At 72.6% G+C, this 18,776-nt stretch carries 17 protein-coding genes; 6 read left to right on the forward strand and 11 right to left on the reverse strand.

Annotated elements, in window-relative coordinates:
• Positions 1-90: 90 nt before the first annotated feature.
• The 5 genes from BJ958_RS20505 (at position 91) to BJ958_RS20525 (ending at position 6,009) form a co-directional block, all read left to right on the forward strand.
• Positions 91-1,752 (forward strand): HAL/PAL/TAL family ammonia-lyase, encoded by a 1,662-nt coding sequence (locus BJ958_RS20505; protein WP_179728704.1) that lies wholly within the window; start codon positions 91-93, stop codon positions 1,750-1,752.
• Positions 1,749-2,693: a 2Fe-2S iron-sulfur cluster-binding protein gene (locus tag BJ958_RS29160; RefSeq protein WP_179728705.1), complete on the forward strand. Its 945-nt coding sequence runs from the start codon at positions 1,749-1,751 to the stop codon at positions 2,691-2,693. The genes BJ958_RS20505 and BJ958_RS29160 overlap by 4 nt, the downstream gene beginning before the upstream one ends.
• A gap of 13 nt (positions 2,694-2,706) precedes the next feature.
• On the forward strand, positions 2,707-3,822 hold the full coding sequence (locus BJ958_RS20515) for an S-(hydroxymethyl)mycothiol dehydrogenase (protein ID WP_179728706.1): 1,116 nt from the start codon (positions 2,707-2,709) through the stop codon (positions 3,820-3,822).
• The gene (locus BJ958_RS20520) at positions 3,822-4,454 is read left to right on the forward strand and encodes an MBL fold metallo-hydrolase (protein ID WP_179728707.1); all 633 of its coding nucleotides are present in this window, start codon (positions 3,822-3,824) and stop codon (positions 4,452-4,454) included. Before BJ958_RS20515 ends, BJ958_RS20520 begins: the two co-directional genes overlap by 1 nt.
• A gap of 316 nt (positions 4,455-4,770) precedes the next feature.
• Entirely contained in the window at positions 4,771-6,009 is a 1,239-nt protein-coding gene (locus BJ958_RS20525; protein WP_179725696.1) for an IS256 family transposase, read from the forward strand.
• 226 nt (positions 6,010-6,235) lie between these two features.
• Here the strand turns inward: BJ958_RS20525 and BJ958_RS20530 are convergent, their stop codons facing one another.
• From BJ958_RS20530 to BJ958_RS20580, 11 genes are all read right to left on the reverse strand, one after another.
• The gene (locus BJ958_RS20530; protein WP_179728708.1) at positions 6,236-6,994 is read right to left on the reverse strand and encodes a tyrosine-protein phosphatase; all 759 of its coding nucleotides are present in this window, start codon (positions 6,992-6,994) and stop codon (positions 6,236-6,238) included.
• Between the two features lie 18 nt (positions 6,995-7,012).
• The gene (locus tag BJ958_RS20535) at positions 7,013-7,819 is read right to left on the reverse strand and encodes a DUF1295 domain-containing protein (RefSeq protein ID WP_179728709.1); all 807 of its coding nucleotides are present in this window, start codon (positions 7,817-7,819) and stop codon (positions 7,013-7,015) included.
• Positions 7,816-9,048, reverse strand: coding sequence for an SAM-dependent methyltransferase (locus tag BJ958_RS20540; protein WP_179728710.1), 1,233 nt, complete (start codon positions 9,046-9,048; stop codon positions 7,816-7,818). Before BJ958_RS20540 ends, BJ958_RS20535 begins: the two co-directional genes overlap by 4 nt.
• Positions 9,045-10,325, reverse strand: coding sequence for a class I SAM-dependent methyltransferase (locus BJ958_RS20545; RefSeq protein ID WP_179728711.1), 1,281 nt, complete (start codon positions 10,323-10,325; stop codon positions 9,045-9,047). The genes BJ958_RS20540 and BJ958_RS20545 overlap by 4 nt, the downstream gene beginning before the upstream one ends.
• A complete protein-coding gene (locus BJ958_RS20550; protein ID WP_179728712.1) occupies positions 10,322-12,340 on the reverse strand; it encodes an FAD-dependent oxidoreductase in 2,019 nt (672 codons plus the stop codon). The genes BJ958_RS20545 and BJ958_RS20550 overlap by 4 nt, the downstream gene beginning before the upstream one ends.
• Positions 12,341-12,350: 10 nt before the next feature.
• Positions 12,351-13,133 carry an anti-sigma factor gene (locus BJ958_RS20555; protein WP_179728713.1) on the reverse strand — a complete coding sequence of 261 codons (783 nt, stop codon included), beginning with the start codon at positions 13,131-13,133 and terminating at the stop codon, positions 12,351-12,353.
• Positions 13,130-13,738, reverse strand: a complete 609-nt coding sequence (gene sigK / locus BJ958_RS20560) for an ECF RNA polymerase sigma factor SigK (RefSeq protein ID WP_179728714.1) — start codon at positions 13,736-13,738, stop codon at positions 13,130-13,132. The genes BJ958_RS20555 and sigK overlap by 4 nt, the downstream gene beginning before the upstream one ends.
• Positions 13,739-13,789: 51 nt before the next feature.
• Entirely contained in the window at positions 13,790-14,470 is a 681-nt protein-coding gene (locus BJ958_RS20565) for a fasciclin domain-containing protein (protein ID WP_179728715.1), read from the reverse strand.
• Positions 14,471-14,558: 88 nt separating this feature from the next.
• Positions 14,559-16,058 carry a molybdopterin-dependent oxidoreductase gene (locus tag BJ958_RS20570; RefSeq protein WP_179728716.1) on the reverse strand — a complete coding sequence of 500 codons (1,500 nt, stop codon included), beginning with the start codon at positions 16,056-16,058 and terminating at the stop codon, positions 14,559-14,561.
• A gap of 36 nt (positions 16,059-16,094) precedes the next feature.
• Positions 16,095-17,054, reverse strand: coding sequence for a succinylglutamate desuccinylase/aspartoacylase family protein (locus BJ958_RS20575; protein ID WP_179728717.1), 960 nt, complete (start codon positions 17,052-17,054; stop codon positions 16,095-16,097).
• The gene (locus tag BJ958_RS20580) at positions 17,054-17,521 is read right to left on the reverse strand and encodes a putative ATP-dependent zinc protease (RefSeq protein ID WP_273521926.1); all 468 of its coding nucleotides are present in this window, start codon (positions 17,519-17,521) and stop codon (positions 17,054-17,056) included. The genes BJ958_RS20575 and BJ958_RS20580 overlap by 1 nt, the downstream gene beginning before the upstream one ends.
• Before the next feature lie 53 nt (positions 17,522-17,574).
• Between BJ958_RS20580 and BJ958_RS20585 the strand changes: the two genes are divergently transcribed.
• Positions 17,575-18,768 (forward strand): RimK family alpha-L-glutamate ligase, encoded by a 1,194-nt coding sequence (locus BJ958_RS20585; RefSeq protein WP_179728719.1) that lies wholly within the window; start codon positions 17,575-17,577, stop codon positions 18,766-18,768.
• Positions 18,769-18,776: the final 8 nt, after the last annotated feature.

Genomic DNA, 18,776 nt, shown 5'->3' on the forward strand with positions numbered 1-18,776 from the left:
GGAGCGGCCGGAAACCCCGGACAACGAAGGTTCCCGCGTCATGAGAATCCGCGTTGCCGGTGTGTGGCGGCCCTCCGCGACGATGTGCCCATGACCGCTCACCTGACGCAGACCGCCGACCGCGTCGTCGTCCTCGGCTCCGCCCGGCTCACGCTCACCGACCTCGTCGCCGTCGCCCGCCACGGCGCGCGCGTCGAGCTCGACGCGGCCGTCGACGAGCGCCTGCGCGCCAGCCAGGAGTGGGTCGAGGCCGCGGGCCTGGAGCGGCCGATCTACTCGATCAACACCGGCTTCGGCTCGCTCGCCGGACGCCAGGCCTTCGCCGACCCGGCCGACGCGGCGGAGCTGTCGCGCCGCCTGGTGCTGAGCAACGCCTCCGGCATCGGACGGTACGTCGACCGCGAGCTGGTCCGCGCCACCATGCTGATCCGCGCGGTCAGCCTGCTCTCCGGCCACTCCGGCGTCCGCCCGGAGGTCGCCGGGCTCGTCGTCGACATGCTCAACGCGGGCGTGCACCCGGCGATCCCGGAGTACGGCTCGCTCGGCGCGTCCGGCGACCTGATCCCGCTGGCCCACCTCGCGGTCGTGATGACCAAGGGCGTCGCGGGGCGCGAGAGCGCCGAGGAGGACGCCCGGAACTCCGGCGAGGTGCTCGCCGACGGCGACCGGGTCGTCAGCGGCGCGGACGCGATGGCCGACGCGGGCCTGGAGCGGATCGCGCTCGCCGCGAAGGAGGGCCTGGCGCTGCTCAACGGCACGTCGTTCTCCTGCGCCCAGGTCGCGCTCGCGCTGCACGACGCGCAGAACCTGCTCGACACCAACCTGGTCACCGCTGCGATGTCGATCGAGGCGCTCAAGGGCTTCGGCGACGCGTTCATCGCCGAGCTGCACGAGGCCCGCGGCCAGGCCGGCCAGATCGAGGTCGCGGCCCGGATCCGGCAGCTGCTCACCGGCGCGAGCCTGGTCGACGGCGACCGCGACCGCGACCCGGTGCGGCAGCCCCCGCAGGACGCGTACTCCCTGCGCTGCGTGCCACAGGTCCTCGGGCCGATCACCGACACCCTGAGGTTCGTGGCCGGCCTCGTCGAGAACGAGATGAACGCCGCCACCGACAACCCGCTCATCTTCCCCGCGCTGCCGCGGTCGCTGAAGGCCGTCTCGGGCGGCAACTTCCACGCGGAGTACATGGCCTTCGCCGCCGACTTCCTCGCCATCGCCGTCACCGAGATCGGCAACATCACCGAGCGCCGGCTGTTCCGCATGGACGACGGCACGCTCAACCGCGGCCTGCCGGACATGCTCGTCAACAGCGCGCAGGTCGGCATGGACTGCGGCTACATGCTCCCGCAGTACCTCGCGGCCGCGCTGGTCTCCGACTGCAAGACCCTCGCGCACCCCGACTCCGTCGACTCGATCCCCACCTGCGCCAACCAGGAGGACCACGTCTCGATGGCCAACAACGCCGGCCGGCACGCCCGGCAGGTCGTCGCCAACATCGAGGCCGTCGTCGCCATCGAGCTGCTCATGGCCGCCCAGGCGCTGGACCTGCGGATCCTGCAGGAGGAGGTCACCGAGGACGGGCTCGCCCCGACCAGCCGGGCCGTGCGCGCGCTGGTCCGCGGCAGCGAGGACGAGCAGGGGCAGCCGGTCGCGCACCTCACCCAGGACCGTGTGCTCTACCCGTGGCTGCGCAAGGCCGTCGAGCTGGTCCACTCCGGCGCCGTCGCCGCGACCGCCGAGGGACTCTCGTGACCGGCGAGGTCCGGGTCCGCGTGGCGGCCGCGCGCCAGGTCGCCGAGCGGGTCCGCGAGCTGGTCCTCGCGCCGGCGAACGGCACCCCGCTGCCCGGCTGGACGCCCGGCGCCCACGTCGACCTCGTGCTCACCGACGAGCTCACCCGCTCCTACTCGCTGTGCTCGGCGCCCGGCGCCGACACCTGGCGGATCGCGGTGCTCGAGGAGACCGAGGGCCGCGGCGGCTCCCGCCACGTCCACCACGCCCTCGCCGTCGGCGACGAGCTGGTGACCTCCGCGCCGCGCAACGACTTCGAGCTCGTCGTCGGCGAGCGCCGGATCGTGCTCGTCTCCGGTGGCATCGGGATCACCCCGATCCTGCCGATGGCCGCGGCAGCCGAGGCCGCCGGCGCGGACTGGCGCCTGCTGCACCTCGCGCGCAGCGAGGCCGCGGCGGCGTACGTCGACGAGCTGGCGTCGTACGGCGACCGCGTGGTCCGCCACGTCGACACCGACGGCGGACCGATCGACCTGGCCACCGCGCTCGACGGGCTCGGCGGTGCCGACGCCGACGTCTACGCCTGCGGCCCCGCGCCGCTGCTGGCCGCGCTCGAGGACTACGCCGCCGCCCGACCCGACACCCACCTGGTGCTGGAGCGGTTCACCGGCGACGGGGACGCCGTCCGCGAGGGCGACCACGCGTTCGTGGTCGAGATCGCCGACGGCACCGAGATCCCCGTGGCCGCCGACCAGACCGTGCTCGACGCGCTCACCCGGGCCGGGATCCGGGTGCTCAGCTCGTGCCAGGAGGGCGTGTGCGGCACGTGTGAGACGGTCGTCCTGGAAGGCGAGCCGGACCATCGCGACCACGTCCTCAGCGACGAGGAGCGCGAGAGCGGCGAGATGATGATGCCCTGCGTGTCGCGGTGCCGTGGCGCGCGGATCGTCCTGGATCTGTGAGGAGAGGGAGTACATGAGTCAGCAGGTGAAGGCCGTCGTCGCGCTCGCGAAGGGGGCGCCGGTGGAGGTCGTGACGATCAACGTGCCCGACCCGGGTCCGGGCGAGGCGGTGGTGAAGGTCCTCTCGTGCGGGGTGTGCCACACGGACCTGCACTACCGCGAGGGTGGGATCAACGACGACTTCCCGTTCCTGCTGGGTCACGAGGCCTCCGGGATCGTGGAGGCGGTCGGTCCGGACGTGACGTCGGTGGCTCCGGGCGACTTCGTGGTGTTGAACTGGCGGGCGGTGTGTGGTGAGTGTCGTGCGTGTCGTCGGGGTGACCTGCAGTACTGCTTCAACACGCACAATGCGACGCAGAGGATGACGCTGGCCGAGGGTGAGGATGCCGGCACGGAGCTGTCCCCGGCGTTGGGGATCGGTGCGTTCGCGGAGAAGACCCTGGTCGCTGCCGGTCAGTGCACGAAGGTCGACCCGAAGGCTCGTCCGGCTGCGGTCGGTCTGCTGGGCTGTGGGGTGATGGCCGGTATCGGGGCGGCGATCAACACCGGTGCGGTGGGTCGCGGGAAGTCGATCGCGGTGATCGGTTGCGGTGGTGTCGGTGTGGCTGCGATCGCGGGGGCGGCGTTGGCGGGTGCCTCGCCGATCATCGCGGTCGACATCGACGCGAAGAAGCTGGCCAAGGCACGCGAGATGGGTGCGACCCATGTGGTCGACTCCTCGGCCACCGATCCGGTGGCGGAGATCAAGCGGATCTGTGGGGAGACCTACGAGGGTGCCGAGGGTGCCGATGTGGTGGTCGAGGCGGTCGGTCGTCCGGAGACGTGGAAGCAGGCGTTCTACGCCCGTGACCTGGCCGGCACGGTGGTGCTGGTCGGCGTCCCGACGCCGGACATGAAGGTCCCGGACCTGCCGTTGATCGACGTGTTCGGCCGCGGTGGTGCGCTGAAGTCCAGCTGGTACGGCGACTGCCTGCCCAGCCGTGACTTCCCGATGCTGGTCGACCTGTACCAGCAGGGTCGCCTCGACCTGGACGCGTTCGTGACCGAGGAGATCGGGATCGGCGACATCGAGGCCGCGTTCGACAAGATGCACCACGGCGACGTGCTGCGGTCCGTGGTGATCCTCTGATGGCTGCTGGGAGCGCTCGGGTCGATCATGCGGTGACGTCGGGGACGTTCTGCCTGGACGGGGAGACCTTCGAGGTCGACAACAACGTGTGGGTGGTCGGTGACGACACGGAGTGCGTGGTGATCGATGCCCCGCACTCGGTCGAGGACATCCTCGCGGTGGTCGGGGAGCGGCGGGTGAAGGCGATCGTGTGCACCCATGCCCACGACGACCACGTCCGGGTCGCGCCCGCGTTGCGGGAGGCCGTCAACAACGGTGCGGGGGCTCCGATCCTGCTGCACCCCGACGACAGGCCGCTGTGGGAGCTGACCCACACCCAGTACCTGTGGGACGTGGACCTCGCTGACGGGCAGACCCTGGAGGTGGGTGGGACGACGCTGCGGGTGCTGCACACCCCGGGCCACGCGCCGGGGGCGGTGTGTCTCTACGCGCCGGACCTGGGTTGTGTGTTCACCGGTGACACGCTCTTCAACGGTGGTCCGGGCGCGACGGGTCGCTCGTTCAGCGACCGGCCCACGCTGGAGGCCTCGATCCGGGCCAGGCTGTTCGACCTGCCCGGCGACACGGTCGTGCACACCGGCCACGGCGAGGACACCACCATCGCGGCCGAGCGGGAGCGGCTCGGCGCCTGACGTGGCTGGTCTGCGGGCGCTGTAACACGTTGATCGCTGCTCTACCCGCCCCAAGACCACCTGGGAACCGCCCTGTACGGGGCTGCTACAGGTGACTTGTGGCGGGTAGAGCGGCGAATCACGTGTTACAGCGCCGAGGGGCGGTGCGGCGTCGGCGTGACTGCCGGCAGCTCGGGTACGTCGGCTGGTGACGTCCCGCCGAGTGGTGTAGTTCCTCGGCGTTGAGGTTCGTCGTGTTGCCGGTGACGTAGGCGGCCATCGTGCGACGGTCAGTGAGTACTTGCGACAGACACTCACGAATAGGACACGAAGCACGATGGCCTTGGACAATGCTGCACTACTCGAGGTACTTGAAGCCATGCAGGCCGGCGGGGTCGAGGACCGCGTCCGCACCGCGGCACAGACGATCTACCAGGCGTTGATCGACGCCGAGCTCACCGCGGTGATCGGCGCCGGCCCCTGGGAACGCACCGACCAACGCACGACACAGCGCAACGGCTCCCGGCCGCGGACCCTGTCCACGACCGCCGGCGACCTGGAACTGCGGATCCCGAAGCTGAGGTCGGGATCCTTCTTCCCCTCACTGCTCGAACGCCGACGACGGGTCGACCAGGCCTTGTTCGCGGTGGTGATGGAGGCCTACCTCCACGGTGTCTCGACCAGGAAGGTCGACGACCTGGTCAAAGCACTCGGCGCGGACACCGGGATCAGCAAGTCCGAGGTCTCCCGCATCTGCGCGGACCTCGACGAGGAAGTCGGCGCGTTCCGCGACCGGTCGCTGGGCGAGATCACCTACCCGTACGTGTTCCTCGACGCCACCTACTGCAAGGCCCGCGTGAACCGTCGCGTGGTGTCCCAGGCCGTCGTGATCGCCACCGGAGTCACCGCCGACGGGCGCCGTGAGGTCCTCGGGTTCGACGTCGGGGACAGCGAGGACGGGGCGTTCTGGACCGCGTTCCTGCGCGGTCTGAAGGCCCGCGGCCTGGGTGGTGTCCAGCTGGTCATCAGCGACGCCCACACCGGCCTGAAGACAGCGATCGCCGCTGTCTTTGTCGGCGCGAGCTGGCAGCGGTGCCGGGTCCACTTCATGCGCAACGTCCTCGCGGTCGTACCGAAGGGCAACGCTGAGATGGTCGCCGCCGCAATCCGCACGATCTTCGCCCAACCCGACGCCGAGCACGTTGGTGAGCAGTTCGAGGTCATCGCGGCGATGCTCGGCAAACAGCTGCCCAAGGTCGAGCAGATGTTGCGTGATGCCCACGACGACCTCCTCGCGTTCACCGGGTTCCCGGTGTCGCACTGGAAAAAGATCTGGTCGACCAACCCCTTGGAGCGGCTCAACAAGGAGGTCAAACGCCGCACCGACGTCGTCGGCGTCTTCCCAAACCCCGAGGCCCTGCTCAGGCTGGCCGGGGCCGTCCTGGTCGAAGCCCACGACGAATGGCAGGTCACCGCCGAACGTCGCTATCTGTCCGAACACTCCATGGAACTCATCACCGGCACCAACAAGACCGAGCAGGAGGTGGCCAAGCCCGAACTCATGACGGCATCATGAGAACCACTGACCCGCACGGTGTCGAGGAAACTCCACCACGACGCGGGACGTCACCCGTCGGCTTGTAACACGTTGTCTGGTGCTCTACCCGCCCCAAGACCACCTGGGACCCACTCTGTACGGGGCTGCCACAGCTGACTTGCGGCGGGTAGAGCAGCGAACTACGTGTTACAGCGCCGGCAACCCCATCGACCGCCGCCCGCCGCCCAGCGCCGAGGCGGTCGGGTCAGGCGTCCCGGAGCAGGTCGCGCAGCCGGCCCAGGGTGGTGTCGTCGAGACCCAGCCCGTCGCGGAGGTACGACGACCGGTCGCCGTACAGCTCCTCGACGGCCGCCCAGGCGGCGTCGAGGTACTCCACGTCGACCACGAGCGTCGGCTCGTAGACGGCGACCAGGTCGGGTCCGCCGTGCTTCTCGATCTCGGCCTCCACCCGCGCCCGGGAGGCGGCGCTGCGGGCGTTGGTGAGCAGGTAGTCGCTCTCGATCGTGGGGTCGTCGACGCCGGCGACGTGCAGGAGCAGGGCGGCGACCCAGCCGGTGCGGTCCTTGCCCTGTGAGCAGTGGAAGAGCTGGGGACCGCCCGCGGCGAGCTGGCGGAGCACGCCGCCGAACGCCGTGCGGCAGTGCTCCTCGACGACGAAGCCGCGGTAGACCTCGTCCATCAGCGCGACCGCCTCGGCGCGGCTGGTCAGGCTGGAGAGCCGCTCGATCGGGATGCCGATGGCGTCGAAGTGGAGGTTCTCGGCGCCGGGGACCTCGGGGTCGGGGTGCACCGCGATCTCCGTGGGCGAGCGCAGGTCGATGACCGCGGTCAGGCCGATCGCCTGCAGCGCCTCGAAGTCGTCGCCGGTCAGGCGCAGGTCGTTGGAGCGGTAGAAGACGCCGGTGCGGACCTTGCCGCCGTCGCGCGTCGCGTAGCCGGTGCCGGCCACGTCACGGAAGTTGTCGGCCGATGCCAGCCGGAGGTACTCCTGCTCTTCGCTCACGCAGGAAACCCTAGGGCGTCACGCCCGGCGCGGGGGCCGCGGGACGAAGCGCGCGGTGCGGGCGGCGTACGCCGGGTAGCCGGGTCGCCGCATCATCGTCTGCTCGATCAGCTTCGCCCCCGTCGCCTCGCTGAGGAACCAGGTCATCGCCAGCGGGGCGACGAGCGTGGCCAGGCCGGCGACCCACCCGGACGCGAGCCCGCCGGCGAGCCACAGGCCCCACCACACGCACGCGTCGCCGAAGTAGTTCGGGTGCCGGGTCCACGCCCACAGGCCGGTGTCCAGCACCTGCGGGCGCTCCTCGCGCGGCCGGGAGCGGTACGCCGCCAGCTGGGCGTCGCCCACGGCCTCGAAGAACAGCCCGACCGCCCAGACCACCACGCCGGCCACCACGACCGGGACCCAGCGCACGGAGAGCACCGTGCCGACCGAGACGGGCAGCGCGATCACCGGGACGATCGCACCCTGCAGCGCGAACACCTTCCGCACGGCGCGGGCCATCCCGACCTCGGCGAGGGTGCCACCGAGCAGCTTCTCGTAGCGTGGGTCCTCGCCCCGGTGCGCCGCCGTACGACGCCCGATGTGCCAGGCCAGGCGTGCGCCCCAGAGCACGACGAGCGCGGCCAGGAGCGCGGTGCGCCACGGCGTACCCACCTCCGCCACGGCCGCGCCGGCCCCACACACCAGCGCAGCCCCGGCGAACGCGACCCCCCAGGCGACGTCGACGACGGCCACCCGGCCCTGGCGGCGGGCGACCACTGCGGTCAGCGCCATCACGACCGCCGCGGCGGCGACGGACAGGGCGATGCTGACGACGACGCTCATGCGGGCCTCCGCAGCAGCAGCTGGTCGACTCCCATCCGTCCGTCCCGGAAGGCCATCGACCCGCCGACGAGGTAGAGCCGCCAGACCCGGACCAGCTCTTCGCCGACCAGGGCGGTGATGGCGTCGAGGTTCTCCTCGAAGCGTGCCAGCCAGCCGGCGACGGTCAGCACGTAGTGCTCGCGCAGGGCCTCCACCCCGCGCAGCTCCAGCCCCGCCGCCTCGAGCAGGCCGATGGTCGCGCCGACCGGGCGCATGTGCATGTCCGGCGCGATGAACGACTCGATGAACGGACCGCCGCCGGGGTGGTTCGCGCCGCGTGACATCTGCTGCACCAGCACCCTGCCGCCGGGACGCACGGCGTCGTGCAGCACCCGTGCGTACGTCGGGTAGTTCCGCTCGCCGACGTGCTCGCCCATCTCCAGCGACGCCACCGCGTCGTGCTCGGCACCCGGCAGGGGGACGGCGTCGCGGTAGTCGCACAGCCGGATCTCGACCCGGTCGGCGACGCCCCGGCGCCGGGCCGCGGCCTCCGCGAACCGCCGCTGCTCCGCCGAGATCGTCACGCCGACCACCCGGGCGCCGAAGTGCTCCGCAGCGTGCAGCGACAGCGAGCCCCAGCCGCAGCCGACGTCGAGGAGTCGCATCCCCGGCTCCAGACCGAGCTTGCGGCACACCAGGTCCAGCTTGGCCTCCTGCGCGTCGGCCAGCGGCTGGTCGGGCGAGGAGTGGTAGCCGCAGGAGTACGCCATGGTCCGCTCGTCGAGGACCAAGGAGTAGAAGTCGGCGGTGGTGTCGTAGTGGTGGCTGATCGCGCGGCGGTCGCGGTCCTTGCTGTGCAGGCGGCCGCGCACCCTGGCCTGGGTCGCCGGCGGTGCAGGCGGCCGGCCGAGCAGGTCGAGGCCCAGCGCGGTCCGCACCGCGCCGGCCATCGCGCGCAGGGAGGGCCTACCGGGCAGGTCGCGCTCGGCAGCGACGGAGAAGGCGTGGGTGAGGGCGGCGTCGAGGTCGCCGGGCACGTCGAGCTCGCCGCTCACGTAGGCCTGGGCAGCGCCGAGCTCGCCCGGGTGCCACAGCAGCCGGCGCAGTGCGTCGGGCGAGCGCAGCTCCACGACCGGAGCGTCGACCGGGCCGGCCGTCGTGCCGTCCCAGGCGACCAGCCGCACGGGCAGGTCGCCGCCGACGAACGGGCGCAGCGCCTGCTCGAGGTCGCTCGCGACGGTCGTCGTCATCGGTCCTCCTCCGGCCGGGCCAGCACCAGCTGGTGCACGTCGATGTAGTCCGCGGCGAAGCCGGCGCGGCAGTACTCCAGGTAGAAGTGCCACATCCGCACGAACGTGGGGTCGAAGCCGAGCTCGGCGACCCGCTCGTGCTGGGCGAGGAAGGCGCGGTCCCAGCGCTGCAGGGTCGGAGCGTAGTGGCGGCCCATCGCGAGGTCGTCGGTGATCCGCAGCCCCGTGTGGCGCCCGGTCACCTGCTCGATCGCGCGAACCGACGGCAGCGCGCCTCCGGGGAAGATGTACTTGGTGATGAAGGTGTGCGTCGAGCCGGTGGCGAGCATCCGGTCGTGGGGCAGCGTGATCGCCTGCAGCGCGACCCGTCCGCCGGGAGCGAGGGCGTGGTCGATGGTGCGGAAGTACGTCGGCCAGAACTCCCGTCCCACCGCCTCGATCATCTCCACCGACACGACCGCGTCGTAGGCGCCGGCGGGCTCGTCGAGCAGCGCCCGGTAGTCGCACAGGTCGACGCGCACCCGGTCGGCGAACCCGGCCACGGCGATCCGTTCGCGGGCCAGCGCCTGCTGCTCGACCGAGAGCGTGATCGACCGCACGCTCGCACCGCGGGCAGCGGCGCGGACCGCGAGCTCGCCCCAGCCGGTGCCGATCTCGAGCAGCCGGGTGCCCGGCCCGACCCCTGCCCGGTCGAGCAGCCGGTCGACCTTGCGCTGCTGGGCGGCGGCGAAGTCCTCCCACAACGCGGTCCCCAGGTCCTCGAACAGGGCGCTGGAGTAGGACATCGTCGGGTCGAGGAAGGCGGCGAACAGGTCGTTGGACAGGTCGTAGTGGTGGGCCACGTTGGCTCGCGTGTTCTCGCGCGTGCCGCGCTGGCTGCGCGGGAGGCGGGGTGACACGACCGCGCGCAACCGCTGGAGGCTGCGGGGCACCAGGTCCGCCATGTCGGCGGCCAGGACGGTCAGGAAGTCGCCGAGCACGCCGTCCCCGGGGATGCCGTCCTCGGCCCAGGCGCCGGTGAGGTACGCCTCGCCGAAGCCGATCAGCTTGTCGCGGCCGATGCGGGCGAAGAGCTCGGCCGGCCGGTGCACGACGACCGCAGGCCCGCCCAGTCCGAGCTGCTCCATCGTGCCGTCGGGCTGGTGCAGCCGCACGGTGACGTGGCGACGGGCGACGGCCGAGCGGAACAGTCGCTCCGCGATCCGGGCGGACAGCCCGCCCTCGGGGACAGGTGCCAGTCCGGGCCAGGCGGTGGCGGGGGAGGCGGTGAGCGTCATCGGGGCCCTCCTTCGGGGGAGTGGTGCGGTCGGGGCTGGACGGGGAGGCGGCGTGCCCACAGCGCGACTCCGTGGGCACGGATGAGGGCCGCACCGCGCAGGCCGGCGAGGGGCAGCCGGGGCGGGGACGTCGGGGTGCCGGTCAGCGTCGCGTCGAACCGGGCGCCCTCGCCGGTGACCAGCCGGACACCCAGGTGGAGCCGGCCGGTCGTGGGGTCGGGGGGCGGGGCGAGCACCTCGTAGTGGCCGTCGGTGCCGTGGAACGGCGAGACGTACATGGCCTTGTCGACGACGAGGCGTCCGTCGGCGCTGGTGCGCTCCGGGTCGAGCAGGTAGGCGTGCCGGTCGCCGTAGGTGTTGTGCACCTCGACGACGGTGGCTGCGGGGTGGCCGGTCTGCGTGCCCGCGGCCCAGCACCAGTGGACCGTGATCGGGTTGAAGCAGTGCCCGAGGGCCCGGGGGTGGGTGGCCGTCAGGACCCGGCCGCCCCGCAGGTCGATCCCGTGCGCGGCGAGGAACCGGTCCACGCCCTCGCGCACCGACGAGGTGTCGCCTCCGAAGTGGTCACGCCCCAGGAACCGGCCCGGCACGCCGTCGACCGACCCGTCGGCGGCGACCTGGTCGAGGTCGACGACGCTGAGGTGGGAGTGGTGGGTGAACGCGTTGCGCACGGGCTCGCGGCGCCGGTGGACCAGGGTCGTGGCGTACGTCGTGGCGGCCGGGCGCGGCGGGGCGAGCAGGCCCAGCCGCTCGACCGCCCGCTGCCCGGAGCGCGCACCGTCCTCGTGGAAGCCCCAGCCGTGGTAGGCACCGGCGAACACGACCCGGTCCGTGTCGATCCGGGGCAGCCGGGCCTGGGCGGCCACGGACTCCGGTGTGTAGAGCGGGTGGGCGTACTCGCGGCGCACCAGCACCGTGGCGGGGTCGACGGCGTCCTCGCCGCCCAGGGTCACCAGGTAGTGGGTGTCGGTCGGCAGGCGCTGCAGCCGGGTCAGGTCGTAGGTGACCTGCACCCGCTCCTGGGCGACCCTCGGCCGGCGGAAGTTCCACGACGCCCACGCGTCGCGGGCGCGGGGCAGCAGGCGGGTGTCGGTGTGCAGCAGGGCGGTGTTGCTCGAGTACGGGATCGCGTCGAGCACCTCCTTCTGCTCCCGGGTCGGGGCGGCGAGCATGCCGAGCGCCTGGTCCGGGTGGGTCGCGACCACCACGGCGTCGTAGGTCTCCCGGCCCTCGGGGGTGGTGATCTCGACGCCGCTCTCGGTCTCCTCGATCGCGTGGACCGGGCTCGAGGTGCGGATCCGGCCGCCCGCCGCCTCGACCGCTGCTGCGATCGCCGCGACGTAGGTCGCCGAGCCGCCGCTCACCGTGCGCCACGGCGGGGAGCCGAACACCGCGAGCATGCCGTGGTGCTGGAGGAAGGCGAACAGGTATGCCGCCGGGTAGTCCAGCGCCGTGTCGGGGTCGCAGGACCACACGGCCGCGACGAGCGGCTCCATGAAGTGCCGCCGGAAGTACGGCGAGAAGCCGTGGTGGTCGAGGAAGGCCGCCAGCGTCGTCAGGTCACCCTCGTCCGGGGCAGCCAGCAGCCGGCGCGCGGCCCGGTGGAAGCGCGGCACCTCGGCCAGCATCCGCAGGTACGCCGGGTTGCGTTGGTTGCCCGCCCCGGCCGGGAACAGCCCGCGCCTGCCGAGCGCGCCGGCCCACTCCAGGCCGGTCACCTCGTCGCTGGTCGACATCGACATCTCCGAGGCCTGGGTTGGTACGCCGAGCTCGTCGAGGATCCGGGTCAGCACCGGGTAGGTGCGCCGGTTGTGGACGATGAACCCGCTGTCGATGCGCAGCTCGCGACCGGTCGGGTCCGTGACGGTGTGGGTGTCGGCATGCCCGCCGAGCCGGTCGTCGGCCTCGAGCAGGGTCACGTCGGCGCCGGCGGAGGGGCGCGAGGCGAGGTAGGCAGCGGTGAGTCCGGCGACGCCGGAGCCCACCACGGCGATCCGCCGTGGAGTCGTGGTCATGGCCGGTCCCCTAGGAGTCCAGGGTGAAGAACGCGATGGGCTGGCTGGTGGGCTGGTCGGAACCGCCGTCGGGCTCGACCGTGATCCCCACCCCGGTGGCCCGCGAGGCGTCCCCGTCCAGCAGGACCGTCGCGTCGCGGAGGTCGGGCATCAGGCCGGCTCGCTCCATCTCGCCGGCGGGGGTCTGCAGCCACAGCTCGTAGACCTTGCCGTCGGGTGCCGGCGCCATGTCCTTCGTGCGGATCACGGCGCGGCCCTCGCTGCGCGAGATCACGATGGTGGCGGTCGACCCGTCCGGGAACCTCTTGTCGACCGACGTCGCATCGGTGGCGGCCAGGACCCGCTCGGCAGCAGTCAGCGCCGGCTCGCGGGGGTTGTCGTCGGCCCAGGGCCGCAGCAGGAGTCCCCCTGCCGCGGCCACCAGGACGAGGACCGCGGCCACCAGGAGCAGGTGGCCGGTCCGCCCCGGCCGGAGCGGCCGGAGCCGACGCCGGGCCGCGGCGAGCTCGACCGGCGCCCCCCCAGGCGCAGGCGTGCTCTGCGGCGGCAGCGGCCGGATCTGGGTGATCTCCGCCAGGACGCGGTCCCGCACGGCGGCAGGCGGCTCGACGGGCTCGGCGCTCCCGAGCACGGCCGCGGCCTCGCGCAGCCCGTCCACCTCGTCGCGGCACTCGGCGCACTGGGCCAGGTGGGCCTCGAAGGCGGCCCGCTCGTCGGGGTCGAGCGCGTCGACGGCGTACGCGCCGACCAGCGCGTGCACGTCCCAGCCGGGCGTCTGGTCGGGACCGGTCATCGTCCTACTCCGATCGTGTCGCGCAGCCTGATCAGGCCGTCGCGGATCCTGGTCTTCGCTGTCCCGACCGGTAGGTCGAGGAGGGCGGCCACCTCGGTGTGGGTGTAGCCGCCGAAGTACGCCAGCTCGATCGCCTCGCGCTGGACGTCGGTGAGCTGGCCGAGCGCCGCGCGCACGCGGTGCGCCTCGAGCGAGGCGTGGGCGGCCTCGGCGGTCGTGTCGTGCTCGACGCCCTGGTTGCGCTGCTCCCAGGTGGCGTCGCGCCGGCTCGCGGCCTCGGCGCTGCGCACCCGGTCGACCGCCTTGCGGTGCGTGATCGTCATCAGCCACGCGAGCGCGCTGCCGCGGGCGGCGTCGTACCTGCTCGCCTGGCGCCACACCTCGAGGAACACCTCCTGGGTGACCTCCTCGGCCTGCGCCCGGTCGCGCACCACACGCAGCGCGAGGCCGTGGACGCGAGCCGCCGTGGCGTCGTACAGCGTGGCGAAGGCAGTACTGTCGCCGCGGGCGGACTGACGCAGCAGGGCGCCCAGGTCGGGACCGTGACCGCCGGCCGGCGCCCCCGGGTGGGGGGCGCCGGCCGGGTCGCCGGGGACCGGATCCATGGTGGTGATCCTTCCGGTTTCAGCGGGTGTGCGGGAAGTGCCCGGATCGGGTCACTTGACCCCGGTCAGCACCTTGTCGATGACGTAGACGGTCGCGTTGGCCGTCGGGATGTTGCCGCACAGGACGTTGGCGGTGACGGTGCCGTCGGAGACGGTCATGCCGCTCTCCGCGTCGCCCTCGACGGTGAGCTTGTCGCCCGCGAGGGTCTCCTTGTCGCCGGCGACGGCGTCGGCAGCGTCGTTCTCGCCGAGGACGTGGTGGGCGAGGATCTTGTAGAGCGCGCTGTCCTGACCCTTCTCCTTGCCCTCCGTCACCAGGCCGTTCAGCTGGTCCTCGGGGATCGCGGCGAACGCGTCGTTGTAGGGCGCGAAGACGGTCAGCGCCTCGCCGCCGTTCAGCGTGTCGGCCAGGCCGTCGATGCTGGTGACGGCGGTGACCAGGGTGCTGAGCAGCGGGTTGTTGCTCGCCGCGGTGGCGACCGGGTCCTTGACCATGCCGTCGAAGGAGCCGGCGCCCGAGGTCGGGATCGCCGAGCAGCCGGGGCCGAAGGTCTGGGCGGCCGCGCCCTCGGCAGCCGGAGCGTCGCTCGTCATGTCCGAGTCGGAGCTCGACGTGGTGCCGGAGTCCTTGGCGTCGGCGTCCCCGTCGTCACCGCACGCGGCGAGCGAGACGGACAGGGCGAGGACGGCGATGCCGGCGCCGGTGACCCGGCGGAACTTCTGGAGCTTCATGGTGGTGCCTTCCGTGGAGGGGTGATCGGTGCCTTGTGCGGGTGATTCGGAGTGGTGCCGGATCCGGATGGGTGGGATCCGATGTGGCTCAGGACACGCGGACCAGCAGCTCGTGCAGTCCGCTGGCGCCGTCGGGGAAGGGCTCGGCACGGGCGGCGGTCTGCGGCTCGCCGTTCCCCGCGACCGCGCGGACCGCGATCCGGTGCGCGCCGGGCGCGGCGGACCAGCGGTGGAACCACTGGCGCCAGTAGTCGTCGCCGCCGTCCGGGCCCAGCTGCGCGTCGATCCACGGCCCGCCGTCGACGCGGACCTGGACCCCGGCGATCCCGCCGCGCTCCTGCGCCCACGCGACACCGCCGACCACGACGTCCCCGGCGTCGAGCTCGGCCAGCGCCCTGGGGGTGTCGATCCGTGCGCTGATCTTGATGGGCGCCTCGGTCGCCCAGCCGCGCTTCGTCCAGTAGGCCTGGTGGTCGTCGTAGGTCGTCAGGGTGAGGCGGCGCAGCCACTTGGTCGCGCTGATGAACCCGTACAGGCCGGGGATCACCAGCCGCGCCGGGAACCCGTGCTCGCGCGGCAGCGGCCTGCCGTTCATGCCGACCGCGACCAGCGCGTCGCGGCCGTCGGTGGCGAGCGCGAGCGGCGTGCTGATCGTCATCCCGGCGAAGTCCGTCGACAGGATCTGGTCGGCCTTCGTCGAGCCGATGCCGGCCAGGTCGAGCACGTCGGTCAGCCGTACGCCGAGCCAGCGCGCGCCGCCGACGTAGGGTCCGCCGACGCTGTTGGAGACACAGGTCAGCGTGATGTCGCGCTCGACCATCGGCATCGCGAGCAGCTCGTCGAAGCCGAGGGTGACCTTCCGGTCCACGTCGCCGTCGATGGTCAGGGTCCAGTCGTCGGCGCCGATGACGGGGACGTCGAGCCGGGTGTCGACCCGGTAGAAGTCGGCCGTCGGGGTGCGGAACCGGGTGATGCCGGGGACCTGGTCGTCGAGGCCGCGCGGGAGGGGCGGCGCCGGGTCGGCCGGGCTGGGCAGGGTGACGTCCTCGGGCCGGGCCCGCAGGCCCGCCACCAGGCGCCCGGCCACGCCGCCCACCGCCGCCATCGCCGCGAGCGCGGTCAGGGTGAGCAGGACCGTGCGGCGGCCGTCGTCGCTCGTGGCCGCGCGGGTGTGGGTCCGGACCAGCAACCGCAGCGCGGCCGGGGCGGCGAGCGCCGCGACGAGGGACGGGAGCAGGTCGAGCGGCTCCGCCTCCGGGCGGGTGAGCACCGCGCCCGCCGCGATGCCGACGAGCACGACCAGCAGCCCCGCCCCGAGCCCGAGCCGGCGGCGGGCCAGCAGGCCGGCGACCGCCGCCAGCACCAGCACCCCGGCGAGCACCGACCCGACGAGGATCGTCTTGTCGGCGCTCCCGAAGCTCCGGATCGCCCACTCCTTCACGGGCGTGGGCGTCCGGTCGATGACGGCCGAGCCCACCGCCAGCACCGGTGAGGCGGCCGGGTCGGTCAGGGCGGCCGCGAGGTGGGCGAGCCCGATGCCGACGAGGGTCGCCAGGACGCCGTACCCGGCCCAGATGAGCTTTCGCATGGAGGGGGTTCGTCGCGGACCCCCTGCAGGGATGGGTCAGACGGGCGTGGCGATGTGCACGAGCGCGTCGCCCGCGTTGACGATCGGCGCGCGGGTCAGCCCGATCACGATGCCGTCGCGGTCGGCGTGGACCAGGCGGACCCGGCGGCCGAAGGTGTCGGAGAGCCCGCCGAGGCGCTGCCCGGTCTCGACGCGCTCGCCGAGCTTGACCTCGAGGTGCAGGATGCCGGTGCCGCGGGCCCGGACCCAGGCGCTGGAGCGGGACTCGGCCGGTGCGGGGTGGTCGGCCCAGGCGGGGTCGGGCTCGATCATGTCGAGCGAGGCGAGCACGCGTCGTACGCCCGCGACGCCCACGGCGATCGGCTCGGCCTGGAAGCGCATCGCCTCGCCGGCCTCGTAGAGCAGCACCCGCGCGCCGCGGTCGCGGGCGGCCTGGCGCAGCGAGCCGTCGCGGAGGCGGGCGTGCAGCATGACCGGGGCGCCGAAGGTGTCGGCGAGCTCGCGGGTGCGCGGGTCGTCGAGGTCGGCGCGGATCTGGGGGAGGTTGCTGCGGCGGTCGGCGGCGGTGTGCAGGTCGATGCCGACGTCGCACTTGCTGACGACCTCGGTCATGAACAGGTGCGCGATCCGGCTGGCCAGCGAGCCGCGGGCGGACCCGGGGAACGAGCGGTTGAGGTCGCGGCGGTCGGGCAGGTAGCGGTCGCCGGTCATGAACCCGAACACGTTGACGACGGGTACGGCGACCAGGGTCCCGCGCAGCGTCTTGGGCGACAGGCTCGCCACGATCTGCTGGACCACCTCGACGCCCATCACCTCGTCGCCGTGGATGGCGGCGTTGACCCAGACCGTGGGCCCGGGCTCGCGGCCGTGGACCACGCGCACCGGCAGGCTGATGTCGCCGCCGGTCACCAGCCGGGTGATCGGGAGCTCGACCTCCTTGGCCGAGCCCGCCCGGACGCGCACGCTGCCGATGGCGAACGACTCCCGCAGTGCCATCAGGAGGTGACCTCGGAGCGTCCGCGGTTCTTGCGCCGCACCCTGCGCGGCGGGCGGCCGCCGAGGTAGGAGCGGCCGGAGTCGACGAGGAAGCCCTGCCGCAGCGCCTCGCGGCCGACCAGCATCCGGAAGCCCATCTCGTCGCGCCGGGTGAGCGTCACCTCGGTGGTGATGGTGCGCCCGAGCAGCTCGAGCTCGGTGAGGACCACGATGCGCTGCTGCGTGTGGCCCGTCGAGCTGCGGATCGTCCGCCGGTCGTGGACCGGGCACTCGACGTAGACCGCGTCCTCGGCCGAACGCTGCCACGGGTGGATCGAGAACCGGACCCAGGCGACGCCGTCGCGCTCGAACTCGTGGAGGTCGAAGGCGTGCAGCGCCGACGTGCGGGCACCGGTGTCGAGCTTGGCCTTGACGGGGCCGACTCCCAGTGCGGGCAGGCGCACCCACTCGCGCCATCCGGCGACCACCGGAGGACTGGTTGAATGGGCGGCGTCCACAAGCCAATCCAATCAGGTCGGGTATGAAGCTCGCGATCCTCTCCCGCGCCCCGCGCTCCTACAGCACCCAGCGCCTGCGCACCGCCGCCCTCGACCGGGGGCACCAGGTGAAGGTGCTCAACACGCTCCGCTTCGCCATCGACCTGTCGGGCGACGAGCCCGACCTGCAGTTCCGGGGCAAGCAGCTCTCGGACTACGACGCGGTGCTGCCCCGGATCGGCAACTCGATCACCTACTTCGGCACCGCCGTCGTGCGCCAGTTCGAGCAGATGGACGTCTACACGCCCAACACCGCCAACGGGATCGCCAACTCGCGCGACAAGCTGCGCGCCACCCAGATCCTGTCGCGCCACAACATCGGCATGCCCGCGACGACCTTCGTCCGCGACCGCGCCGACGTGATCCCCGCCATCGAGCGGGTCGGCGGCGCGCCGGTCGTGATCAAGCTGCTCGAGGGCACCCAGGGCATCGGCGTCATCCTCGCGCCGAGCATCAAGGTCGCCGAGGCGATCATCGAGACCTTGCAGAGCACCAAGCAGCAGGTCCTCATCCAGCGCTTCGTCAAGGAGTCGAGGGGCCGCGACGTGCGCGCCCTGGTCGTCGGCGACCGCGTCGTCGCGGCGATGCGCCGCGTCGCGCAGGGCGACGAGTTCCGCTCCAACGTGCACCGTGGCGGCACCGTGGAGCGGGTCGACCTGGACCCGGCGTACGAGCAGGTCGCCGTGCGCGCCGCCCAGATCATGGGCCTCAAGGTCGCCGGTGTCGACATGCTCGAGGCCAAGTCCGGCCCGCTCGTCATGGAGGTCAACTCCTCCCCGGGCCTGGAGGGCATCGAGACCGCCACCAAGCTCGACGTGGCCGGCGCGATCATCGACTACATCGACAACCAGGTCGCCTTCCCGCAGATCGACGTGCGCGAGCGGCTGTCCGTCTCGACCGGGTACGGCGTCGCCGAGCTCGTCGTCCACGGCGACGCCGACCTCGTCGGCAAGTCGATCGGCGACTCGGGCCTGCGCGACCGCGACATCACCGTCCTCACGCTCCACCGCGGCACCCTGGTGATCCCCAACCCCTTCCCGCACCACGTGCTGGAGGCCGAGGACCGGCTGCTGTGCTTCGGCAAGCTGGAGGAGATGCGCTCGATGATCCCCGCGCGACCCAAGCGCCGTGCCCGGGTCAAGAAGCTGCCGAAGACGCCCATCCATCCCGAGGCGTAGCGAGCCGC

The organism is Nocardioides kongjuensis, from assembly GCF_013409625.1.
Taxonomy (GTDB): domain Bacteria; phylum Actinomycetota; class Actinomycetes; order Propionibacteriales; family Nocardioidaceae; genus Nocardioides; species Nocardioides kongjuensis.